The organism is Rhizobium sp. FG96 (assembly GCF_057808655.1).
Genome location: NZ_JBMDIL010000001.1, coordinates 212,895 through 231,971, shown reverse-complemented (window position 1 = coordinate 231,971; position 19,077 = coordinate 212,895). Strand labels below are relative to the sequence as shown.

Here is a 19,077-nt window from a genome sequence, read left to right as displayed (position 1 = left end):
AAGCGGCTATTGCACAGTCCATTGCGCGATGTCGTCGCGCTCGCCGATCAGCGCCAGACCGTGGGCGATGGACAGCAGTTCGCCGCCGGTCTCGATCTTGTCCTGGTCGAAGCGCTCGGTGAAGATGCGGCGCACGGCGGGCACGAAGGAAGTGCCGCCGGTGAGAAACACCTTGTCGATGCCATCGGCCCGCGTCTGCGTCTTTTCCAGCACCTCGTCGAGCGCGCCTTCGATGCGGGCGAGGTCTTCGCCGATCCAGCCTTCGAAATCGCTGCGCTTAATCGTGCGGTGACCGCTGCGGCCGAGCGGGCCGAAATCAAATGCCGCTTCCTCGTTTGCCGAGAGCGCCATCTTAGTGGCAGAGACCGCCTGATAGAGCGGGTAGCCCTCGTCGTGATCGACGAGATCGACGAAGAGCTCGAGCTTTTCCGGCTCGAGGGCAGTCCGCACCAGCTTCCTCAGGTCCTCGAACTCGCGCGAGGTCTTGAAGATCGACAGCTGGTTCCAGCGGCCGAAGCTCGAATAGTAGTTCGACGGCACCTCAAGGATCTTGTCGAAGCTCTTGAAATGACTCCCCTTGCCGATCTGCGGCGCGACGACATTGTCGATCATCCGGTAGTCGAAATGGTCGCCGGCAATGCCGACACCCGAATGACCGATCGGCTTCGCCGTCAGCTTGCCGGCGACGGTCTCGAAGCGGATCAGCGAATAGTCGGTGGTGCCGCCACCGAAGTCGGCGACGAGAACCGTGGCATCGGCCTGCAGGTTCTGCGCGAAGTAGAAGGCGGCTGCGACCGGCTCGTAGACGTAATGCACTTCCGGGAAGCCGAAGCGCGACAGCGCCTCGTTGTAGCGCTGTGTCGCGAGCGCCGGATCGGCGGTGGTGCCAGCGAAATGCACCGGGCGGCCGGCGACGATGCGGCTGACATCGGACGGCCAGTTGTCGCCGGCATAGGCGCGCAGGCGGCGGATGAAGACCTCCATCAGGTCTTCGAAGCTCTGGCGCTTGCCGAAGACGATCGTGCCCTGAAAGAGGGCGCTGGCGGCAAATGTCTTGATCGACTGCAGGAAGCGGCAATCGCCGGGATTGTCGATGAACTGCCGGATTGCCGCCGCACCCGCCTCGACCTTCAAGGCCGATGCGCCGAGCTGCGGATCCTTCATGAACGACAGCGCCGTGCGCATGCTGTCGGCAGTGCCTGCCGCGCTGGTGAAGCTCATCGAATGTGTCGCATTGGCGCCATCCGCCATTGCCAGAACCGTATTGGTCGTGCCGAAATCAAGCCCGAGCGCCCGTGCCATGGCCGTGCTCCTTAAATCAGTAAAAATGCTTTGAACCGGGAAGAGATGACCCGGATGTGACAAAGGGCGGCAAATGCGCGCCCGCGAATTTTTGAGAGGGCGGGTGATCGCACAGGACGGAGGCGAAAGCAACCCGCTGGGATCAGTCGCCGCGGGTCTCCGCCGACATCTCCTGCAGCCAGCGCCGGAAGTTTTCCATCGCCGGGGTCACCGGCCGCGACTTCAGCCGCGTCAGCCAGTAGCTGCCCTTGGAAATATAGATGGGGAAGGGCTGCTCGATCTCACCGGATGCCAGTTGGCGCGAGAACATCAGTGGCGGGGCGAGGGCAACGCCCGCACCCTGCATCGCCGCCTCGACCATCAGCACCGAGGAATCGAAGACCATGCCGAGGATCGGCGGCGCCGAGAGCCCGGCCTCCTCGAACCAGCTTGGCCATTCGTCGGAGCGGTAGGAGCGCAGCAGCGTCTGGCCCGCGACATCCTCCGGCGTCTTCAGCTGCCGCGCGATCGGTGGGATGCAGAGGACGGAGAGCGGCGCCTCGAACAGCGCTTCCGCCTCGATATCGTGCCAGGCGCCGTTGCCGAAGCGGATCGCATAGTCGAGGCCCTCGGCGGCGATATCGACGCGGTTGTTGTTGGTCGAGAGGCGCAGGTCGATATAGGGAAAGCGAGTGCGGAAATCGGCAAGCCGCGGCAGCAGCCAGCCGACGGCGAGCGTCCCGACCGCGCCGATCTTCAGAACTTCGCGTAGCTGGCCGCCTTCGAAGCGCTCCAGCATGTCGGCCATCCGGTCGAAGGATTCGCGCAGCACCGGCAAGAGCGCCAGCCCCTCCTCGGTGATCATCAATCCGCGCGGCAGGCGGCGGAAGAGCGTGACGCCGAGCCGTTGCTCCAGAAGCTTCACCTGATGGCTGACAGCCGCCTGCGTCACGCAGAGCTCGATCGCCGCGCGGGTGAAACTCAGATGCCGGGAGGCAGCCTCGAAAGCGCGCAGCGCATTGAGGGGCAGGTAGGGCCGAACCATGTCATGACCTAATTCAATTCATGCCTGCCCGCAGATATCATCGTTTTATTGGGCCTCGCAAGCCGACCTGGAAGGCCGTGCCCTTGGCCATGATGGGCCATGACGCGGGCATTCTCGTCGATGATCTGCCAAAGCTCGTGGCCGGCCGCTAAATGAAAAGGGCGCCCTTGAGGCGCCCTTCCTGTCTTATTCGGCAGCGACCGCCCGTGCCTCGGGCTCGCCATCCTCGTTGGCCGGCGTATCGTGCTTCTTCTTGCGGCTGAACAGCCGGCCGAGCCAGTTTTCGAAGCGGCCCATCTCGACGAAGATCACCGGCGTGATGAACAGCGTCAGCGCCTGCGAGACCAGCAGGCCGCCGACAACGGCGATACCGAGCGGCTGGCGCAGTTCCGAGCTGGCACCGGTGCCGAGCGCGATCGGCAGGGCACCGAGCAGGGCGCAGAAGGTCGTCATCATGATCGGCCGGAAACGGCGGACGCAGGCTTCGTGGATCGCTTCCGAGGCTGACATCGATGTCGACCTCAGGTTTTCCAGCGCCACGTCGATCATCATGATCGCGTTCTTCTTGACGATACCGATCAGCATCAACAGGCCGATGAGCGCGATGATCGACAGATCGAGGCCCATGACCTTCAGCGCCAGGAGCGCCCCGAGAGCCGCGGCCGGCAGGCCGGACAGGATCGTCAGCGGATGAATGAAGCTCTCGTAGAGAACGCCAAGCACCACATAGATCGTCAGGACCGCCGCCAGGATCAGGTAAGGCGTATTGCCCTGCGACTGCTGGAAGATCTGCGCCGTGCCGCCATAGCTGGTGAACACGTCGGCCGGCATGTTGATATCCTTCTTGATCTGATCGATCGCCACGGTGGCATCGCCGAGCGATTCCCCTGCTGGCAGGTTGAAGGACACGGTGGTCGAGACCAGCTGGCCGGTCTGGTTGATGGTGACAGGGCCGGTGGTCCGCTGCACATGCGCAAAGTTCGACAGCGGCACGAGGCTGCCATTCGACGAGGCGACGCGAATTTCGGCAAGCTTCTGGTCGTCCCATGGCTTGCTCGTGTCGTATTCGACGATGACGTCGTAGCTGTCGCCGGTCGACTGGATCTCGGCGGCCGTGTAGCTGCTGAAGGCTTCCTGCAGCGTCGTGCGCAGGTCGTCATTGTCGATGCCGTAGGCGGCAGCCTTTTCGCTGTCGATGACGATATTGGCCTGCAGCGCGTTGTTCTGGGCGTCGGTCGTCACATCGGTGAAGCGCGGATCCTGGCGCAGCGCGCTCTGGATCTTGCCTGCCCAGAGATTGGTCTGATCGGCGTTGAGCGCCTGAACGACCAGCTGGTATTGGCTGGCAGTCTGGCGGCCACCGAAGCGCAGGCTCTGGTTCGGCGTCACGAATGCCTGCAGGCCCGGGATCTTGTTGATCGCCGTGCGCAGTTCACGCAGCGTCTGGTCGAGTGGCGGACGCTTGTCTTTGTCCTTCAGCTCGACATAGATCGTGCCGCTGTTCAACGGCTTGCGGGCATTGCCGCCGACTGTCGACATGACGTGATTGACGGCAGGGTTCGCCTGTACGACGGCGGCCGCCTGCTTCTGCAGCGCTTCCATCGCCGGATAGGAGATATCCTGACGTGCCTGGGTGGTGACCTGCAGGCGGCCGATATCTTCCTGCGGGAAGAAGCTCGCCGGCAGCGTCATGAACAGGTAGATCGTCAGCGCGATCGACGCGAAGAATACGCCGATGACCGTCATGTGGTGCTTCAGGCACCAGCCGACGGCGCGGTCGTAACCGCGCAATGTCCGCTCGAATCCGGCGTCGAAGATACGAACCAGGAGGGGTGGACGGCTGTGGTTGTTGGAGAGTCGCGAGCCGAGCATCGGCGTCACCGTCAGTGAGACGATCGCCGACGAGACGATGGCGATGGCGACTACCATGCCGAATTCGTTGAAGACGCGCCCGACGACGCCGCCCATCAACAGGATCGGGATGAAGACCGCGATCAGCGAGACCGACATCGAGATGATCGTATAGCTGACTTCAGCCGCCCCCTTGATCGCCGCCTCGCGGACCGGCATGCCGTCCTCGACGTGTCGCAGGATGTTTTCCAGCATGACGATGGCGTCGTCGACCACGAGGCCCACCGCGAGCGTTAGCCCCAAGAGTGAGATGTTGTCGATACTGTAGCCCAGCACATACATCATGCCGAAGGTCGAGATCAGCGACAGCGGCACGGCGAGGCCCGGAATGATCGTTGCGGTCAGATGGCCGGTGAACAGGTAGATGACGAGAACCACGAGGCCGATCGTCAGAAGCAGCGTGAACTTGACGTCGGAAATCGCTTCGCGGATCGGCGTTGCCGCGTCGTTCATGACGACGGTTTTGACCGATGGCGGGATTTCGGCATGCAGCTGCGGCAGCTTGGCGTTGATCGCATCGACGACATCGACGGTATTGGCGTCGGGCTGGCGCTGGATCGCTAGAATAATGCCGCGCTGGCCGTCATACCAGCTGCCGGTGTTCTGGTTCTCGACGCCATCCTGCACGTCTGCGACATCGCTGAGGTGGATCGCCGCGCCGTTCGGCGAGGCGATGACCAGCGAGCGAAACTCGGCAGCGTTCGTGCGCTGCGTATTGGCATTGATCGTCAGTGTCTGTGCATTGTTCTGCAGCGTACCGACGGGGTTCTGGTTGTTGGCAGCAGCAATCGCCTTGTTGACGGTATCGATGCCGATCCCGCGAGCCTGTAGCTTGTTGGGATCTGCCTCGACGCGCACAGCGTAGGTCTGTGCACCGAAGACCGTGACTTCAGCAACGCCTGGAAGTGTCGAGAGCGACGGCGAGATGATGTCTTCGGCGATTTCGTCGAGCTTGCTGCGGGGCAGGGTGTCGCTCTGCACTGACATGAGCATCACCGGCGCGTCGGCCGGATTGGTCTTGCGGTAGCTCGGCGGCGTCGTCAGATTGTCGGGCAGCTGGCGTGTCGCATGCGAGATCGCGGCCTGCACGTCCGCGGCGGCCGCATCGATGTTACGGTTCAGATCGAACTGTAGCACGATGCTGGTATTGCCGAGCGAGCTGGAAGCGCTGATTTCGCTGATGCCGGGGATAGTCTCGAACTGCTTGATCAGCGGCGTGGCGACCGAAGTCGCCATCGTCTGCGGCGATGCGCCGTTCAGCTGCGCGGAGACGTTGACCGTCGGAAAGTCGACCTGAGGCAGGGCGGCAACCGGAATGAGCTGGTAGCCCGCGAGACCGGCAAGGACGGCGCCGATCGCCAGAAGCGTCGTGGCGACGGGGCGCTGGATGCAGAAATTCGGAATCATTCCTCAGTCCCCGCGGTAGCATTTTGGGTTTGCTGCTGCATCGTGTCGGCGGCTGAAGCAACGTTCAGCGCCTTGTCGTCGAACTGTTCTGATATTGCCTGCTTGTCGTTCAGCTGGCCCTGGCCCTCGATTACCACGTGGTCACCGGCCGAAATGCCTGCCGAAATCGCCGAGAAATCGCCGTTGGATCGGGCCACCGTGACAGGCGTCAGCTGCGCCTTCCCGTCCTTGACGACAAACGTAAAGAAACCGTCCGGGCCGGGGCTGACGGCGACCGTCGGCACGACCACCTGCTGCTGCTTGTTCTCGAAGTGGACGACGACATTGACCGACTGGCCGGGCCAGAGGGCGCCGGAGGCATTCTCGAACCGCGCCTTGACGGCGATCGTGCCCGAAGCCTTGTCCACGGTATTGTCGTAAAAGCTGACTGCACCCTTGCGGACTTCGCCCTTTGCGGAATCGGGCGCGGTGCTGACATCGACCGGGCCTGCGGCAAGTGCCGTCTTCATCTCCCGCAGATAGCGTTCCTGCAGATTGAACTGCACATAGATCGGATCGTACTTTGCGATCGTCACGATCGCCGATCCCGCATTGACGAAAGCTCCGTCGCTGATCGCCACGTCGCCAAGGCGGCCATCGAATGGGGCGCGGATTTCCGTATGATCGAGAGTGATCTGGTCGGCGGCAAGCGCCGCCTTGTCGGCCTCGACGGTGGCGGCTGCGCTATCGCGGGTCGCCTTGGCCTGATCTGAACTCTGCTGTGTGCCGGCCTTCTGATCGGCAAGGTCCTGAGCGCGTGCAAGTGCGATCTCGGCGCCGTTCAGCGTCGCCTGATCTCGAACGATCATCGCATTGTCCTTGTCGACGGCGGCCTTTGCCGAGCGGTCGTCAAGCTTGGCTATCAGATCGCCGGATTTGACGGTCGCGCCATCCTGGACATTGATGCTGACGATCAGCCCCTGTTCCTGCGCGGCGATCGTCGTATTGTCTTCGGCAACCGCCCAGCCGGATGCGCCGACATCGATCGGCAACGCAGCCTGCGCGGCGGCAACTGTCTTGACCACAGTCGGGCCGCCGGCGCCACGGCGATGTCCGCCATTGCCGCCGCCCTGGTGGCTGCCGCCATCCTGCGATGCACCGGCCGCAGCCTGCTGGTCGCCGCCAGCTGCGCCGCCATCTCCCTTGCCGCCACCATGGGCGGGCTGCTTGATCAGCTTCGAAAGATAGGGAATCTGCTGTGCATAGGGAATGCGATTGCCGTACTGCCAAAGGCCGACTGCGGCAATTGCAACGACGCTGACTGTGATCCAGAATTTCTTCATGAGCGAGACCGGTTTTAAACAGAATGGGGCGAATTCTATGCTCTAAATGAGCCGCCTATTTTGCGGCGCAAAAAAGACATTATTCGCCGCTTACGATCACTAAGCGTTTATAACAGCTTAAATTTTCGTAATGAACATTCCGTAATATTAGTCCGTCTCTAATATATACTGGATCGCTACATGGGTCGACTACACCGAGCGGGCCGCTCCACCATCACAACGGATCAATGAGCCCGTGATGTAACTTGCTGGTTCGCTGCACAAAAATGCCGCCGTGGCCGCAAACTCATCGACCTTTCCGTAGCGCCCAACTGGAATTCGCGCTTCCTTTTCCGAGCGGATTTCGTCCATCTTTTTGCCGGTGCGTCTTGCTGCCGCACCATCGAGTTCGTCGAGGCGGCCGGTCAGAATGCTGCCCGGCAGCAGCAGGTTGGTGGTGACGCCATGGCTGGCGATCTCGGAGGCAAGCGTCTTGCTCCAGCCGGCAAGGGCAGGGCGCAGCGTATTGGAGAGCGCCAGGTTGGCGATCGGCTCGATGACCCCTGATGAAGCGACCGTCAGGATGCGACCCCAGCCCTGCTGCTTCATGCCGGGGAGCAACGCGTTGGTCAGTGTGATGACCCGTAGCACCATCGAGAAGAAATAGGTCTCGAGCTTCTCGGCGCTCATCTCCTCGGTCGTGCCGGGCGTCGGGCCGCCGGTATTGTTGACGAGGATATCGAGGCCGCCGAACTTCTCCTTGACCGCCGCCGTCACCGTCGCGACGAAGTTCTCGTCGCCGAGATCGGCCCAGATCCAGTCGGCCTTGCCGTTGCCCTCGGCATTGATCGCCTTGCAATTGGCTTCCAGCTGCTCGCCGCTGCGCCCGCAGAGCAGCACGTTTGCGCCCTCGCGCGCCAAAGCCACTGCGATCCCCTGGCCAAGGCCGCGGGATGAAGCCAGAACGAGTGCGCGTTTGCCCTTGATGCCGAGATCCATGATGTCCTCCTGATGTCGTGCTTCTGTATAAGGCGCCGCCAGTGGGAAAGGAAAGCGCAGAGAGACGCAAAATCGGCATCGCATAATTGACGTGAACGTAAACGTTAAATAGGTTTATGAGCACGGAGGAAATCATTGTGCGAATTGGAGGATTGGCTGTCGCTTCCCGGCTCGACAATGCTTTCCGGTTTTGACAAGAGATTACCCCAGATGGGGAATATGGCCGGACGAACGGCCGAGCGGAGACCTGACTGATATGACCGAGACGACTGAGCTTCCGGAACGCGAAAGCATGGAATTCGACGTGGTGATCGTCGGCGGTGGACCGGCCGGTCTTTCGGCCGCGATCCGCCTGAAGCAGGTCAATCCGGATCTTTCGGTCGTCGTCCTGGAGAAGGGCGCCGAAGTCGGCGCGCATATCCTCTCGGGCGCCGTCGTCGATCCCATCGGCATCGACCGCCTGCTGCCGGACTGGCGCTCGGAAAGCGACCATCCCTTCAAGACCGAAGTCAATGCCGACCACTTCCTGGTGCTCGGCCCCGCCGGCTCCATCCGCCTGCCGAACGCGCTGATGCCGCCGCTGATGAACAATCACGGCAATTACATCGTCTCGCTCGGCAACGTCTGTCGCTGGCTGGCGGGCCACGCCGAAGCGCTCGGTGTCGAGATCTATCCGGGCTTTGCCGCCACCGAAGTGCTCTATAACGACGAGGGCGCCGTCATCGGCGTCGCGACCGGCGACATGGGCATCGAGAAGAACGGCGAGCCCGGCCCGAACTTTACCCGCGGCATGGAGCTGCTGGGCAAATACGTTCTGATCGGCGAAGGCGTGCGCGGCTCGCTCGCCAAGCAGCTCATTGCCAAGTTCGATCTGCAGAAGGATCGCGAGCCGCAGAAATTTGGCATCGGCATCAAGGAACTCTGGCAGGTCAAGCCGGAGAACCACAAGCAAGGGCTCGTGCAGCATTCCTTCGGCTGGCCGCTCGGTATGGCGGCGGGCGGCGGCTCGTTCCTCTATCACCTCGAAGACAACATGGTCGCCGTCGGCTTCGTCGTGCACCTGAACTACAAGAACCCCTATCTCTATCCGTTCGAGGAATTCCAGCGCTTCAAGACCCATCCGGCGATCCGCGGCACCTTCGAGGGCGGCAAGCGGCTCTCCTACGGCGCCCGCGCCATCACCGAGGGCGGCTACCAGTCGGTGCCGAAGCTGACCTTCCCGGGCGGTGCGCTGATCGGCTGTTCGGCCGGTTTCGTCAACGTTCCCCGCATCAAGGGCAGCCACAACGCTGTGCTGTCGGGCATGCTCGCCGCCGAGAAGATCGCCGATGCGATAGCCGCCGGCCGCGCCAATGACGAAGTCGCCGAGATCGAGAACGAATGGCGCAAGACCGCCATCGGCAAGGACCTGAAGAAGGTCCGCAACGTCAAGCCGCTCTGGTCGAAATTCGGCACGCTTGTGGGCATCGGCCTCGGCGGTCTCGACATGTGGACCAACACGCTGTTCGGCTTCTCCTTCTTCGGCACGCTCGGCCACGGCAAGACCGACGCCGCCTCGCTGGAACCTACCTCGCAGCACAAGAAGATCGAATATCCGAAGCCGGATGGCGTCCTCACATTCGACCGTCTCTCCTCGGTGTTCCTGTCGAACACCAATCACGAGGAAGACCAGCCTGTTCATCTGCAGGTCAAGGACATGGCGCTGCAGAAGTCGTCGGAGCACGACATCTACGCCGGCCCCTCGACCCGCTACTGTCCGGCCGGCGTCTACGAATGGGTGGAGAAGGACGGCAAGGATACCTACGTCATCAACGCCCAGAACTGCGTCCACTGCAAGACCTGCGATATCAAGGACCCCAACCAGAACATCAACTGGGTTCCGCCCCAGGGCGGCGAGGGGCCGGTTTATCCGAACATGTGAGATGTGGACCCGGTCGCGATCGGTCCCCGGATCTCGGCGCCGAGGGGATCAGAACCTGACGGCGCCGCCTAATCCTGATTGTCGTTGTCACCCCAGGTGCCGTCCAGATTCCAGCGGCGGCGGGGCGGGGCCCCGCGCACTGCTGCCCAGCATGAAGACTCGCTGCGCAGCGTCCTGTTGAATGAGCCTTGTCAGTGCTTCCTTCAGGAGCGCTGATTTTTCGTGGATGCCAGTGACTTCCTCTGCCCGCTCGATCAGGGCGTCATCCAGCGTAACGGTTGTTCTCATCTCCCGTCCCCCATCGAAAACGACAGCAAATGATGCGCTTTCCAGTGCGCCATGTCGAGGCGAGCCCTTATTTCATGCTCTTCGAACTCAACTTCCACGGTCGCGCTTAGCAGTTCATTAACCATAATCTCATTAACTTCGGTCGCATCAACCGAACGTTAAGGACCTGTTTCGATGTCGATTTCCCGCCGCGGTTTCGTTTTGGGCGTTTCCGCACTTCTTGCTGGATGCGCGTCGAGCGGTCCTGATCATCGAGCCAACTATGCGGCCCTTCCGGCCGAGAAGTTTCCGCTTCCGGCCATGCCGCTCGACAAGGTCGAGCCGGAACTGCGCCGTCAGGAAGTGTCCTACGTCTCCAATTATGATGCCGGTACCGTCGTCGTCGACACGCCCGCCCGCCGCCTCTACTACATCCTCGGCGATGGCAGGGCGATGCGCTATGGCGTCGGCGTCGGCCGCGAGGGGCTCGCCTTTGCCGGTGGCGCCTATGTCGGGCGCAAGGCGGAATGGCCGAGCTGGACGCCGACCGAAAACATGCAGCGCCGTGAAGAGCGCTACCGCAGGCTCGCCGGCGGCATGCCGGGCGGCCCGAACAACCCGCTCGGCGCCCGCGCCATGTATCTCTACCGCGGCGGCAACGACACCCATTTCCGCATCCACGGCACCAACCAGCCGCAGTCGATCGGCCTTGCGATGTCGAGTGGCTGCATCCGCATGCTCAACCATGATGTCATCGATCTCTATGATCGCGTCGCGCCTGGCGCCAAGGTCGTAGTGATGCAGGCTTGAATGCAAAAAAAAGCCCGGCGTCTCAGCCGGGCTTTTCATGTGAGGAATGACTAGCGGCGTCTGGCCGCAATGCCCGTCGAGAGCGCGACGCCGATGCCGGTGATGACGGCGGCGGCGATCTCCGCCATGCCGACGGGTTCGCCGAGCAACATGCCGCCGCCGATCGTGGCGAGGACGGGCGTCAGCGCGGTGAAAGCTGCTGCCTGCGTGCCGCCGAGCGTCTTGACCGCAGTGCCATAGGCGACCATCGCCACCAGTCCCGAAAGCACGCCCTGGCTCAGCACCTGCAGGCCGAGATCGGCAGCGCTTGCCTGTGCCAGCGAGGTGCCGAAGACGAGGGCAAGGACGGCGATCACCAAGAACGACCAGATGGCGACGAGGGCGCTTGCCTGCAGCGCCGTCAGGCCGCTGCGGCGGAAGGCATGGGTATAGCTTGCCCAGAGCACGGCACCGGCAGGCAGCATGACGAAGCTCGTCCAGGGAAGCGATGCATCGGCGAGGCTTTCGATCAGCAGGATCAGCACGCCGCCGACGATCGCCGCAAGGCCGAGCTTGCGGGTGATGTCCGGCCGTTCGCCGAAGAGCAGGATGCCGATAACGGCTGTTGCAAGCGGCATCGAGCCGCCGAGCAGGATGCCGGATGAGGCGGCAGGCGTTGAATGGATCGCCAGCGTCGTGACGAGGAAGAAGACGGCACCGGCACCCGCGACCATCAGCGCCAAGAGATGCAGCGGCAGCCCCTTCGGCAGCAACCCGGTTTTCAGCCAGACCGGCGCCAGCACGAGTGCTGGAATGCCGTAGCGGATCAGGCCGATATCGATCGAGCCGAGTGGCGTCGCCGCGCTATGGCGTGTCGCGAGGAACCACGAGGCCCAGATAAGCACGGTCACTGTGCCGCCCGCATAGCCGGGAAGCAGGGACGGGGACTTGTCGTTGGTGAGGCTGATGCTGGCCATGGCTCTATCCTTTCCGTGGTCCGGATGATCTCCGGTTGGAAAGAAGATAGGCCGGAAGGCCCCGGCATGTCCTTGCTATCTATGGCAAGGAAATCGTGATACTGGCAATTATCTGCCAAGATCATCTCAGAAAGTTGTCGGATATGCCAAATCTCGATAAATTCGATATCGCCATCCTCAAATGCCTTCAGGAGGATGCGCGGGCCACCAATGTGGAGATCGCCGAGAAGGTGAACCTCTCTCCGTCGCCCTGTCTGCGTCGTATCCGCAACCTCGAAAAGTCGGGCGTCATCCGCGGCTACCGCGCCGATATCGACCGCAAGGAGGTCGGGCTTGGGCTCACCGTGTTCGTCGAGTTCAAGGTGGCGCATCACACCCGCGAGAATTCCGAGGCGCAGCAGGCCGCGCTTCTGGCAATCCCCGAAATCGTCTCCTGCTTCCTGATCTCGGGCACCGCCGATTTTCTGGCCGAGGTGGTGGTCGAGGATCTCGCCGCCTATGAGCGTCTGCTGACCGAAACGCTGCTGACCTTGCCCAATGTCAGTGACATCCGCTCGAACTTCGCGATCCGCAGCATGAAGACCCACGGCGCCCTGAAACTGCCTGAGAAAAAATAAGGTGAGAGTTTTTGTAAACTTTACTTGAAGTCTGCACGTCAATTCTGTAGCGGAATTTTGAAGCGGGACCCGCCTCCCGCAATTTTCAGCTGGGAGTTTGATGTGAGCCTGTTTCAGAACCCGATGTCCCGCCGCAATTTCGGCCTCCTCCTCGGCGCCGCCGGCGCCGCACTCGCGGCCCGCCCGGCTTTTGCCGATGACGCCGCCCGCACGATCGAGCACCGGCTCGGCTCCACGGAGATCAAGGGCAGGCCGCAGCGCGTCGTGGCGCTCGAATTCTCCTTCGTACAGTCTCTGGACGCGATCGGCGTCGTGCCCGTCGGCATCACCGACGACAACCAGCCGAAGCGCATCGAGCAGCTTCTCGGCAAGACGATCGACTACAGCTCGGTCGGCACCCGGCTGGAGCCGAACCTCGAGCTTGTCAGCGCTCTGACGCCCGATCTCATCATCGCCGACGAAATCCGCCATTCGGCAATCTATGCGCAGCTCAGCGCCATCGCGCCCACCATCGTCCTGAACAGCTGGGAAGGCAGCTACCAGACGATCAAGGAAGGCGTCGTCACCATCGCCGATGCGCTGGGCGACAAGGCGAAGGGCGAGAAGGCAGTGGCCGATCACGAGGCGGTCGTTGCAGCGCTGGTCGCCAAGATCCCGGCTGGCGAAAAGCGCCGCTTCCTGTTGGCGGTCGCGACGCCCGATTCCATGAGCCTCCACACATCCTCGTCCTTCACCGGCTCGGTCTTCAAGGCGATGGGCCTGACGCCGGCTGTCGATTCTTCCGACGCAGTCGAAAGCGGGGCGGGCCTCGAGCGCCTGATCGCCGTCAATCCAGATGTGCTCCTGGTCGCGACCGATGCCGGTGGCACGGTGCTTGACCAGTGGAAGGGCAACAGCGCCTTCGCAAATATCTCGGCCGTCAAGGACAGCAACATCTTCGAGGTCGATCGCAACCAGTTCTCGCGCTTCCGCGGGCTGAAGACCGCCGAGATGATCGCCCGCGAAATCCTCGCCAAGGTCTACAAGGCCTGACAGCGGTGAGCAAAGCGGCGGCAGCACGAAGCGTTGAAGAGCGGCGGATGCAGCCGCTCGCGCTCGGCTGCCTGCTGCTTGCCGCGCTCGCTGCGGTCATCATTGCCGCTATATCCTTCGGCGTTTCGGAGCTGCCGGTTCTCCGCGCTCTGTCGCTTTTCTTATCTCCCGATGGCTCGCCCGATAGCGCGCTCGTCTGGGATGTCCGCTTGCCGCGGGCGCTGCTCGCCGTCTTGGTCGGCGCCAATCTTGCGGTCGCCGGCGTGCTGATCCAGACGCTGACCCGCAATCCGCTCGCTTCGCCGCAGACCTTCGGCATCAATGCCGGCGCCTCGCTGGTCATCGTCCTCTGCCTCATCGCGCTGCCGGAGCTGAAAGGCGCGGGCACCGTCTGGCCCGCATTCACCGGTGCGGCCGCCGTTGGCCTCGCCATGTGGGCGTTGTCGGTCTCGGGCGCCATGAACGACATGAAGCTGGCGCTCGCCGGCATCTCGATCCAGCTCGTGCTCGCCGCTCTCGTCCAGGCGATCCTGATCGCCAACAATGCGGCGCAGGATATCGTCTATTGGCTTGCCGGATCGATCAACGGCGCGCAATGGGACAAGGTCTGGATCATCCTGCCATTCTCGATCCTCGGCGGCGGCACGGCGCTGCTGGCAGGCCGACATTTCGGCGTGTTGGCGCTCGATGACACGACGGGCGTGTCGCTCGGCCAGAATGCGCGCCGCGTCGGCGGGCTGGCTGCGGCGCTGATCGTCGTGCTCGCCGGTTCTGCGGTCGCCGTCAGCGGCCCGATCGGCTTCATCGGCCTGCTCGTGCCCCATATCATCCGCAGGCTCGTCGGCGGCGACCAGTTCACCGTCATCGCGCTCAGCGCCATTGCCGGTCCGCTCTTGCTGAACGCCGCCGATCTTGCGGGCCGCATCGCTGCCTTCCCCTCGGAAATGCCCGTCGGCATCGTCACCGCGCTGGTCGGCGCTCCGGCCTTCCTGATGATCCTCTGGAGGCAGCGGATCCGATGAGTGCGCTTGCCGCAAGAAATACCCGGGCACTGACGGTGTGCCTCACCATCGCCGTCCTGATCGCCGTTCTCGCCATCCTCGGCATGACCGTTGGCGCGGTCACGCTCAGCATCGCGCAGGTGCTCGATGGTATCGGCGGCGGCAAGAATGCCTTCATCGTCATGCAATACCGGGCGCCGCGCGTCGCCGTTTCCATCCTTGCGGGCTCGTCCTTCGGTCTCGCGGGCGTCTTCCTGCAGGGCGCCTTGCGCAATCCGCTGGCCTCGCCCGATGTCGTCGGCATCACCAAATGCGCCGGTCTCGGCGCCTTCCTGGCGGGCATGATGACGCCACCGGCCTGGGCGGTCTGGTCGATCCCGTCGGGCGTTATTCTCGGCGCCGTCATCGGCGCCGGGCTGCTGCTCGTCATTGGCCGCGCCTTCGGCGGCGGCATTGCGGCGCTGGCACTCGTCGGCGTGGCGCTCGGCATGCTGGCTCAGGCGCTGATGCAATATGTCATGGTGATCTTCCCGACCCGCGCCGATCAGTCGATGGTATGGCTGGCGGGCAGCGTCTATGGCAGTTCCGCCGCTGATGTGCTGATCCTCAGTCTGTGGCTTATCGCCTGCCTGCCGCTGATCCTGATCGCCGCCGCCAGGCTCGATGCCGGTGGCTTCGGCGACGACACGCTGATCAGCCTCGGCATGTTGCCGGGAGCCCTGCGCGGCGGCCTGATCGTCGTCTCCGTTCTGCTCTGCGCCGGTGCGGTCGCCAGCGTCGGCAGCATGGGCTTTCTCGGCCTGCTCGCGCCGCATGCGGCACGGCTGATGGTCGGCCCGCGCGCCCGCCATCTCGTGCCCGCCAGCGCGCTGATGGGGGCGCTCGCGCTCTCCGCCGCCGATCTGGCGGGGCGGCTGGTGGCGCTGCCGAATGAGATCCCGGCGGGCATAGTCGCCGCCGTCATCGGCGGTCCCTATCTGATTTTCCTGCTTATCAAGGAGACCGGCCGCCATGAGTAGCGCCGCGCAATCCCGCCTTGCCGGAGAAAAGCTGACGCTCGGCTACGCGGCCATCCGCGTGCTTGAGAATGTCGATGTGTCGATACCCGACGGCAAGATCACCGCGCTGATCGGCGCCAATGGCAGCGGCAAGTCCACGTTGCTCAAAGCGCTCGGCCGCATCATCGAGCCCGCTTCCGGAACGGTCTATCTCGACGGCAAGGAAATCTCGGCGATGCAGGGCAGGGCGATCGCCCAGGCTCTTGCGCTTCTGCCGCAAAGCCCGGTCTCGCCGGACGGACTGACGGTGCGCCAGCTCTGCCGCTTCGGCCGGCATCCGCACAAGGGTCTGCTGTCGCGCACGTCGGCTCATGACGATGAGATCGTCGATGGGGCGCTTGCCGCCACCGGCCTTTCCGATCTCGCCTCGCGCCCGCTCGACCGTCTCTCCGGCGGTCAGCGCCAGCGCGCCTGGATCGCCATGGCGCTGGCGCAGGAAACGCCGATCCTGCTGCTCGACGAGCCGACCACCTATCTCGATATCGCCCATCAGCTGGAAGTGCTGGAACTGCTGCGCGACCTGAATCGCAATCGCGGCCGCACCGTCGTCATGGTCGTCCACGACCTGAACCATGCGGCACAATATGCCGATCACATCATCGCCGTTGCCGATGGCGGCATCCACGCAGCAGGAAGCCCCGGCGCGCTGTTGACGCCGGAGCTGATAAAGGCCGTGTTCGGAGTGGATGCGGCGGTCGTCCCGCATCCAGTGGATGGCACGCCGCTCTGCCTGCCGATCGCCTCTAGAGAAGCGTCCCGGTGAGGATCAGCAGGGCGACCGAGAAGTAGATCACCAGGCCGGTCACATCGACGAGCGTTGCCACGAACGGAGCCGATGCCGTTGCCGGATCGAGCTTCAGCCGCTGCAGCACGAAGGGCAGCATCGAGCCGGATACGGAACCGAAGGTGACGATGCCGATCAGCGCTGCAAATACCGTGATCCCGACCAGAACCCAGTGCGGGCCATAGTCGTAAAGCCCGGCGCTCTGCCAGAAGAACACGCGCAACATGCCGACGAGACCGAGGATGGCGCCGAGCACGACGCCGGTCGGCAGTTCGCGCAGCAGCACCTTCCACCAGTCGGAAAGCTTCAGCTCGCCGACGGCGAGAGCGCGGATGATCAGCGATGTCGCCTGCGAGCCGGAATTGCCGCCGGAGCTCATGATCAGCGGGATGAACAGCGTCAGCACGACGGCCTTTTCGAGCTCGCCCTCGAAATGCTGCATGGCGCTTGCCGTCAGCATCTCGCCGAGGAAGAGGGCACAGAGCCAGCCGGCGCGCTTGCGGATCATGCCGCCGAAGCTGATCTTCATATAGGGCTTGCCGAGGGCTTCCATGCCGCCGAAGCGCTGGGCGCCATCGGTCGTATCGGCAATCATCGTGTCGATCACGTCGTCGACGGTGACGATGCCGAGGATCAGGCCGTGATCGTCGACGACGGGCAGCGCCAGCAGGTCGTGCTTGCGGATCAGCCGTGCCACGTCTTCCTGCTTCATCAGCGGATCGGCGGCAACCGGCGTGCCCTTCTGGGCGACGGTCAGGATCGAGGCGTCGGGTTCGCCGGTGATCAGGCGGCGCAGCGTCACGACATGCAGCAGCGCGCCGGAATTCTCATCCAGCACATAGATCGCATAGACCGTCTCGCGCGAGCGCTCGACATGGCGCACGTGGGCGAGCGTCTGCTCGACCGTCCAGTTGCCGGGCACGCTGACGAACTCGGTCGTCATGATGCTGCCTGCCGTGCGGGCCGGATAGCCCATCAGGTGCTGGATGGCGACGCGGACCGGCTCTTCCAAGCTGTTGAAAAGCCGGGTGCGGGTATCGGTGTCGAGCTCCAGCAGAACGTCGGCGACACGGTCGTTCGACATGCCGTGCAGCAGGCGTGCAGCATCGGCGCGGTCCATCAGCGCCAGCGCTGTGGAGGCGTTGCGCAGTTCCGGCCGGTCGAGAATGTTGACGGCATAGTCCTGCGGCATGCGCGACAGGATGCGTGAAACCTCGGTCGGGGCGAGTGCATTCAGCGACTCGACGCGCTCGGCGATGGTCGCAACTTTATTGTTGGTCATGAAAGCGCGCGCGGCATTGCCGGCCCGCAGGTGGAAGCGATTGATATTCATTAGCTCGCCTTTCCGTCGATCCGCCGTAGCGTCCGATCGGGCGAGCCCGGAGCATCCAGGTCAGCGCGAAAGGGCCGCGTACGGCAAAGGCAATCGACTGCTACTGTCGCTTGGCATCGTGATGATGGCTCCGTTGATATCCGCGTCCGGCGCAGCGCCGTTCGCGTCAGGAACAGGTGGTCCTGAACGCTAAAAAAGTCAACTGGGATATGTGCTTAATGGCAGAATGCCGCACCATCCGGCGCGGCATTCTTTGCGATTATGATTTACCGGATATTTCCGGACGAAAAGCCGGTCAGAAACCTGCCAGGACGACCTTGCCCTTGGTCTTTCCGGTCTCGATCATCGCATGCGCCTTTTTCAGGTTCGCCGCATTGATCGTGCCGACTGTGTCGGTCAGCGTCGTGCGGATCTTGCCGGCATCGACGAGCTCGGAAATCCTGTTGAGAAGCTTGTGCTGCTCGATCATGTCAAGGGTTCCGAAGATCGGCCGGGTGAACATCAGCTCCCAATGCACCGAGATCGCCTTGCGCTTGAAGGGCATGATGTCGAGCACTTTGGGATCGTCGATCAGCGCGAACCGGCCCTGCGGCGCGATCACCTCGACGATTTCGGCCAGATGCTGGTCGGTATTGGTGGTCGAGAAGACGAAGCCCGGTGCGCCGATACCAAGGGCGGCCACCTGCGCGGCGATCGGCTTCGAATGGTCGATCACATGATGGGCGCCGAGTTCCTTCACCCACTCCTGCGTTTCCGGACGCGAAGCGGTGGCGATGATGGTCAGATCGGTCAGCGCGCGGGCGATCTGGATGGTGATCGAGCCGACGCCGCCGGCGCCGCCGATGACGAGCAGGGAAGGGGCGGCACCCTGTACGGCATCCTGCACCTTCAGCCGGTCGAACAGCGCCTCATAGGCGGTGATCGAGGTCAGCGGCAGGGCGGCCGCTGCGGCAAAATCGAGCGTCTTCGGCTTGCGGCCGACGATGCGCTCATCGACGAGATGGAATTCGGCATTGGAGCCGGGGCGGGTGATCGAACCGGCATAGAAGACCTCGTCGCCCGGCTGGAACAGCGTTACATCGGGGCCGACGGCCTTAACGACACCGGCCGCATCCCAGCCGATGACCTTCAGCTCGCCGGAGGGCGGCGCGACATTGGCGCGGATCTTGACATCGACAGGGTTGACGGAGACGGCCTTGATCTCGACCAGCAGGTCATGCCCCGTGGCCTCGGGAACGGGTAGCTCGACATCGACGAGCGAGGTTTCTGCCGCGATCGGCTGTGGGGTCTTGTAGGCGACGGCGCGCATGGGAAACTCCTGTGTTTGTTGCACAGTGGCTAGATGCGTCTTATG

Annotated in this window: 16 protein-coding genes; 7 read left to right on the top strand and 9 right to left on the bottom strand. The window is 63.2% G+C overall.

Annotated elements, in window-relative coordinates:
* Positions 1–6 precede the first annotated feature (6 nt).
* From ACODR6_RS01200 to ACODR6_RS01180, 5 genes are all read right to left on the bottom strand, one after another.
* A complete protein-coding gene (locus ACODR6_RS01200; RefSeq protein WP_489020173.1) occupies positions 7–1,302 on the bottom strand; it encodes an Hsp70 family protein in 1,296 nt (431 codons plus the stop codon).
* A 142-nt stretch (positions 1,303–1,444) separates the two neighbouring features.
* Positions 1,445–2,326: a LysR family transcriptional regulator gene (locus ACODR6_RS01195; protein ID WP_489020171.1), complete on the bottom strand. Its 882-nt coding sequence runs from the start codon at positions 2,324–2,326 to the stop codon at positions 1,445–1,447.
* Positions 2,327–2,512: 186 nt separating this feature from the next.
* Positions 2,513–5,644: an efflux RND transporter permease subunit gene (locus ACODR6_RS01190; RefSeq protein WP_489020169.1), complete on the bottom strand. Its 3,132-nt coding sequence runs from the start codon at positions 5,642–5,644 to the stop codon at positions 2,513–2,515.
* Complete coding sequence (locus tag ACODR6_RS01185; RefSeq protein ID WP_489020167.1) at positions 5,641–6,966, bottom strand: efflux RND transporter periplasmic adaptor subunit; 1,326 nt, start codon at positions 6,964–6,966, stop codon at positions 5,641–5,643. Before ACODR6_RS01185 ends, ACODR6_RS01190 begins: the two co-directional genes overlap by 4 nt.
* Before the next feature lie 189 nt (positions 6,967–7,155).
* The gene (locus ACODR6_RS01180) at positions 7,156–7,944 is read right to left on the bottom strand and encodes an SDR family oxidoreductase (protein ID WP_112719637.1); all 789 of its coding nucleotides are present in this window, start codon (positions 7,942–7,944) and stop codon (positions 7,156–7,158) included.
* Between the two features lie 256 nt (positions 7,945–8,200).
* Between ACODR6_RS01180 and ACODR6_RS01175 the strand changes: the two genes are divergently transcribed.
* On the top strand, positions 8,201–9,865 hold the full coding sequence (locus tag ACODR6_RS01175) for an electron transfer flavoprotein-ubiquinone oxidoreductase (protein WP_489020165.1): 1,665 nt from the start codon (positions 8,201–8,203) through the stop codon (positions 9,863–9,865).
* A gap of 87 nt (positions 9,866–9,952) precedes the next feature.
* Here ACODR6_RS01175 and ACODR6_RS01170 read toward each other — a convergent pair whose 3' ends face one another.
* A complete protein-coding gene (locus ACODR6_RS01170; protein WP_489020163.1) occupies positions 9,953–10,153 on the bottom strand; it encodes a type II toxin-antitoxin system VapB family antitoxin in 201 nt (66 codons plus the stop codon).
* 174 nt (positions 10,154–10,327) lie between these two features.
* On the opposite strand from ACODR6_RS01170, the gene ACODR6_RS01165 reads away from it, so the two are divergent.
* Positions 10,328–10,942: a L,D-transpeptidase gene (locus ACODR6_RS01165; RefSeq protein ID WP_413709105.1), complete on the top strand. Its 615-nt coding sequence runs from the start codon at positions 10,328–10,330 to the stop codon at positions 10,940–10,942.
* A gap of 50 nt (positions 10,943–10,992) precedes the next feature.
* Here ACODR6_RS01165 and ACODR6_RS01160 read toward each other — a convergent pair whose 3' ends face one another.
* Entirely contained in the window at positions 10,993–11,898 is a 906-nt protein-coding gene (locus ACODR6_RS01160; protein WP_489020160.1) for a DMT family transporter, read from the bottom strand.
* Positions 11,899–12,041: 143 nt separating this feature from the next.
* On the opposite strand from ACODR6_RS01160, the gene ACODR6_RS01155 reads away from it, so the two are divergent.
* The 5 genes from ACODR6_RS01155 to ACODR6_RS01135 all read left to right on the top strand — a co-directional run bounded on the left by ACODR6_RS01155 (position 12,042) and on the right by ACODR6_RS01135 (position 16,369).
* Positions 12,042–12,515: an Lrp/AsnC family transcriptional regulator gene (locus ACODR6_RS01155; RefSeq protein ID WP_112719631.1), complete on the top strand. Its 474-nt coding sequence runs from the start codon at positions 12,042–12,044 to the stop codon at positions 12,513–12,515.
* 102 nt (positions 12,516–12,617) lie between these two features.
* Positions 12,618–13,547 (top strand): ABC transporter substrate-binding protein, encoded by a 930-nt coding sequence (locus ACODR6_RS01150; protein WP_489020158.1) that lies wholly within the window; start codon positions 12,618–12,620, stop codon positions 13,545–13,547.
* A 47-nt stretch (positions 13,548–13,594) separates the two neighbouring features.
* Positions 13,595–14,569, top strand: a complete 975-nt coding sequence (locus tag ACODR6_RS01145) for a FecCD family ABC transporter permease (protein ID WP_489020156.1) — start codon at positions 13,595–13,597, stop codon at positions 14,567–14,569.
* Entirely contained in the window at positions 14,566–15,567 is a 1,002-nt protein-coding gene (locus tag ACODR6_RS01140; protein ID WP_489020154.1) for a FecCD family ABC transporter permease, read from the top strand. The genes ACODR6_RS01145 and ACODR6_RS01140 overlap by 4 nt, the downstream gene beginning before the upstream one ends.
* Positions 15,560–16,369 (top strand): ABC transporter ATP-binding protein, encoded by an 810-nt coding sequence (locus ACODR6_RS01135; protein ID WP_489020152.1) that lies wholly within the window; start codon positions 15,560–15,562, stop codon positions 16,367–16,369. Before ACODR6_RS01140 ends, ACODR6_RS01135 begins: the two co-directional genes overlap by 8 nt.
* Here the strand turns inward: ACODR6_RS01135 and mgtE are convergent.
* On the bottom strand, positions 16,350–17,723 hold the full coding sequence (mgtE, locus tag ACODR6_RS01130) for a magnesium transporter (protein WP_489020150.1): 1,374 nt from the start codon (positions 17,721–17,723) through the stop codon (positions 16,350–16,352). The two genes, ACODR6_RS01135 and mgtE, sit on opposite strands and share 20 nt — an antisense overlap.
* A 295-nt stretch (positions 17,724–18,018) precedes the next feature.
* A complete protein-coding gene (locus ACODR6_RS01125) occupies positions 18,019–19,032 on the bottom strand; it encodes a zinc-binding alcohol dehydrogenase family protein (RefSeq protein ID WP_489020148.1) in 1,014 nt (337 codons plus the stop codon).
* Positions 19,033–19,077: the final 45 nt, after the last annotated feature.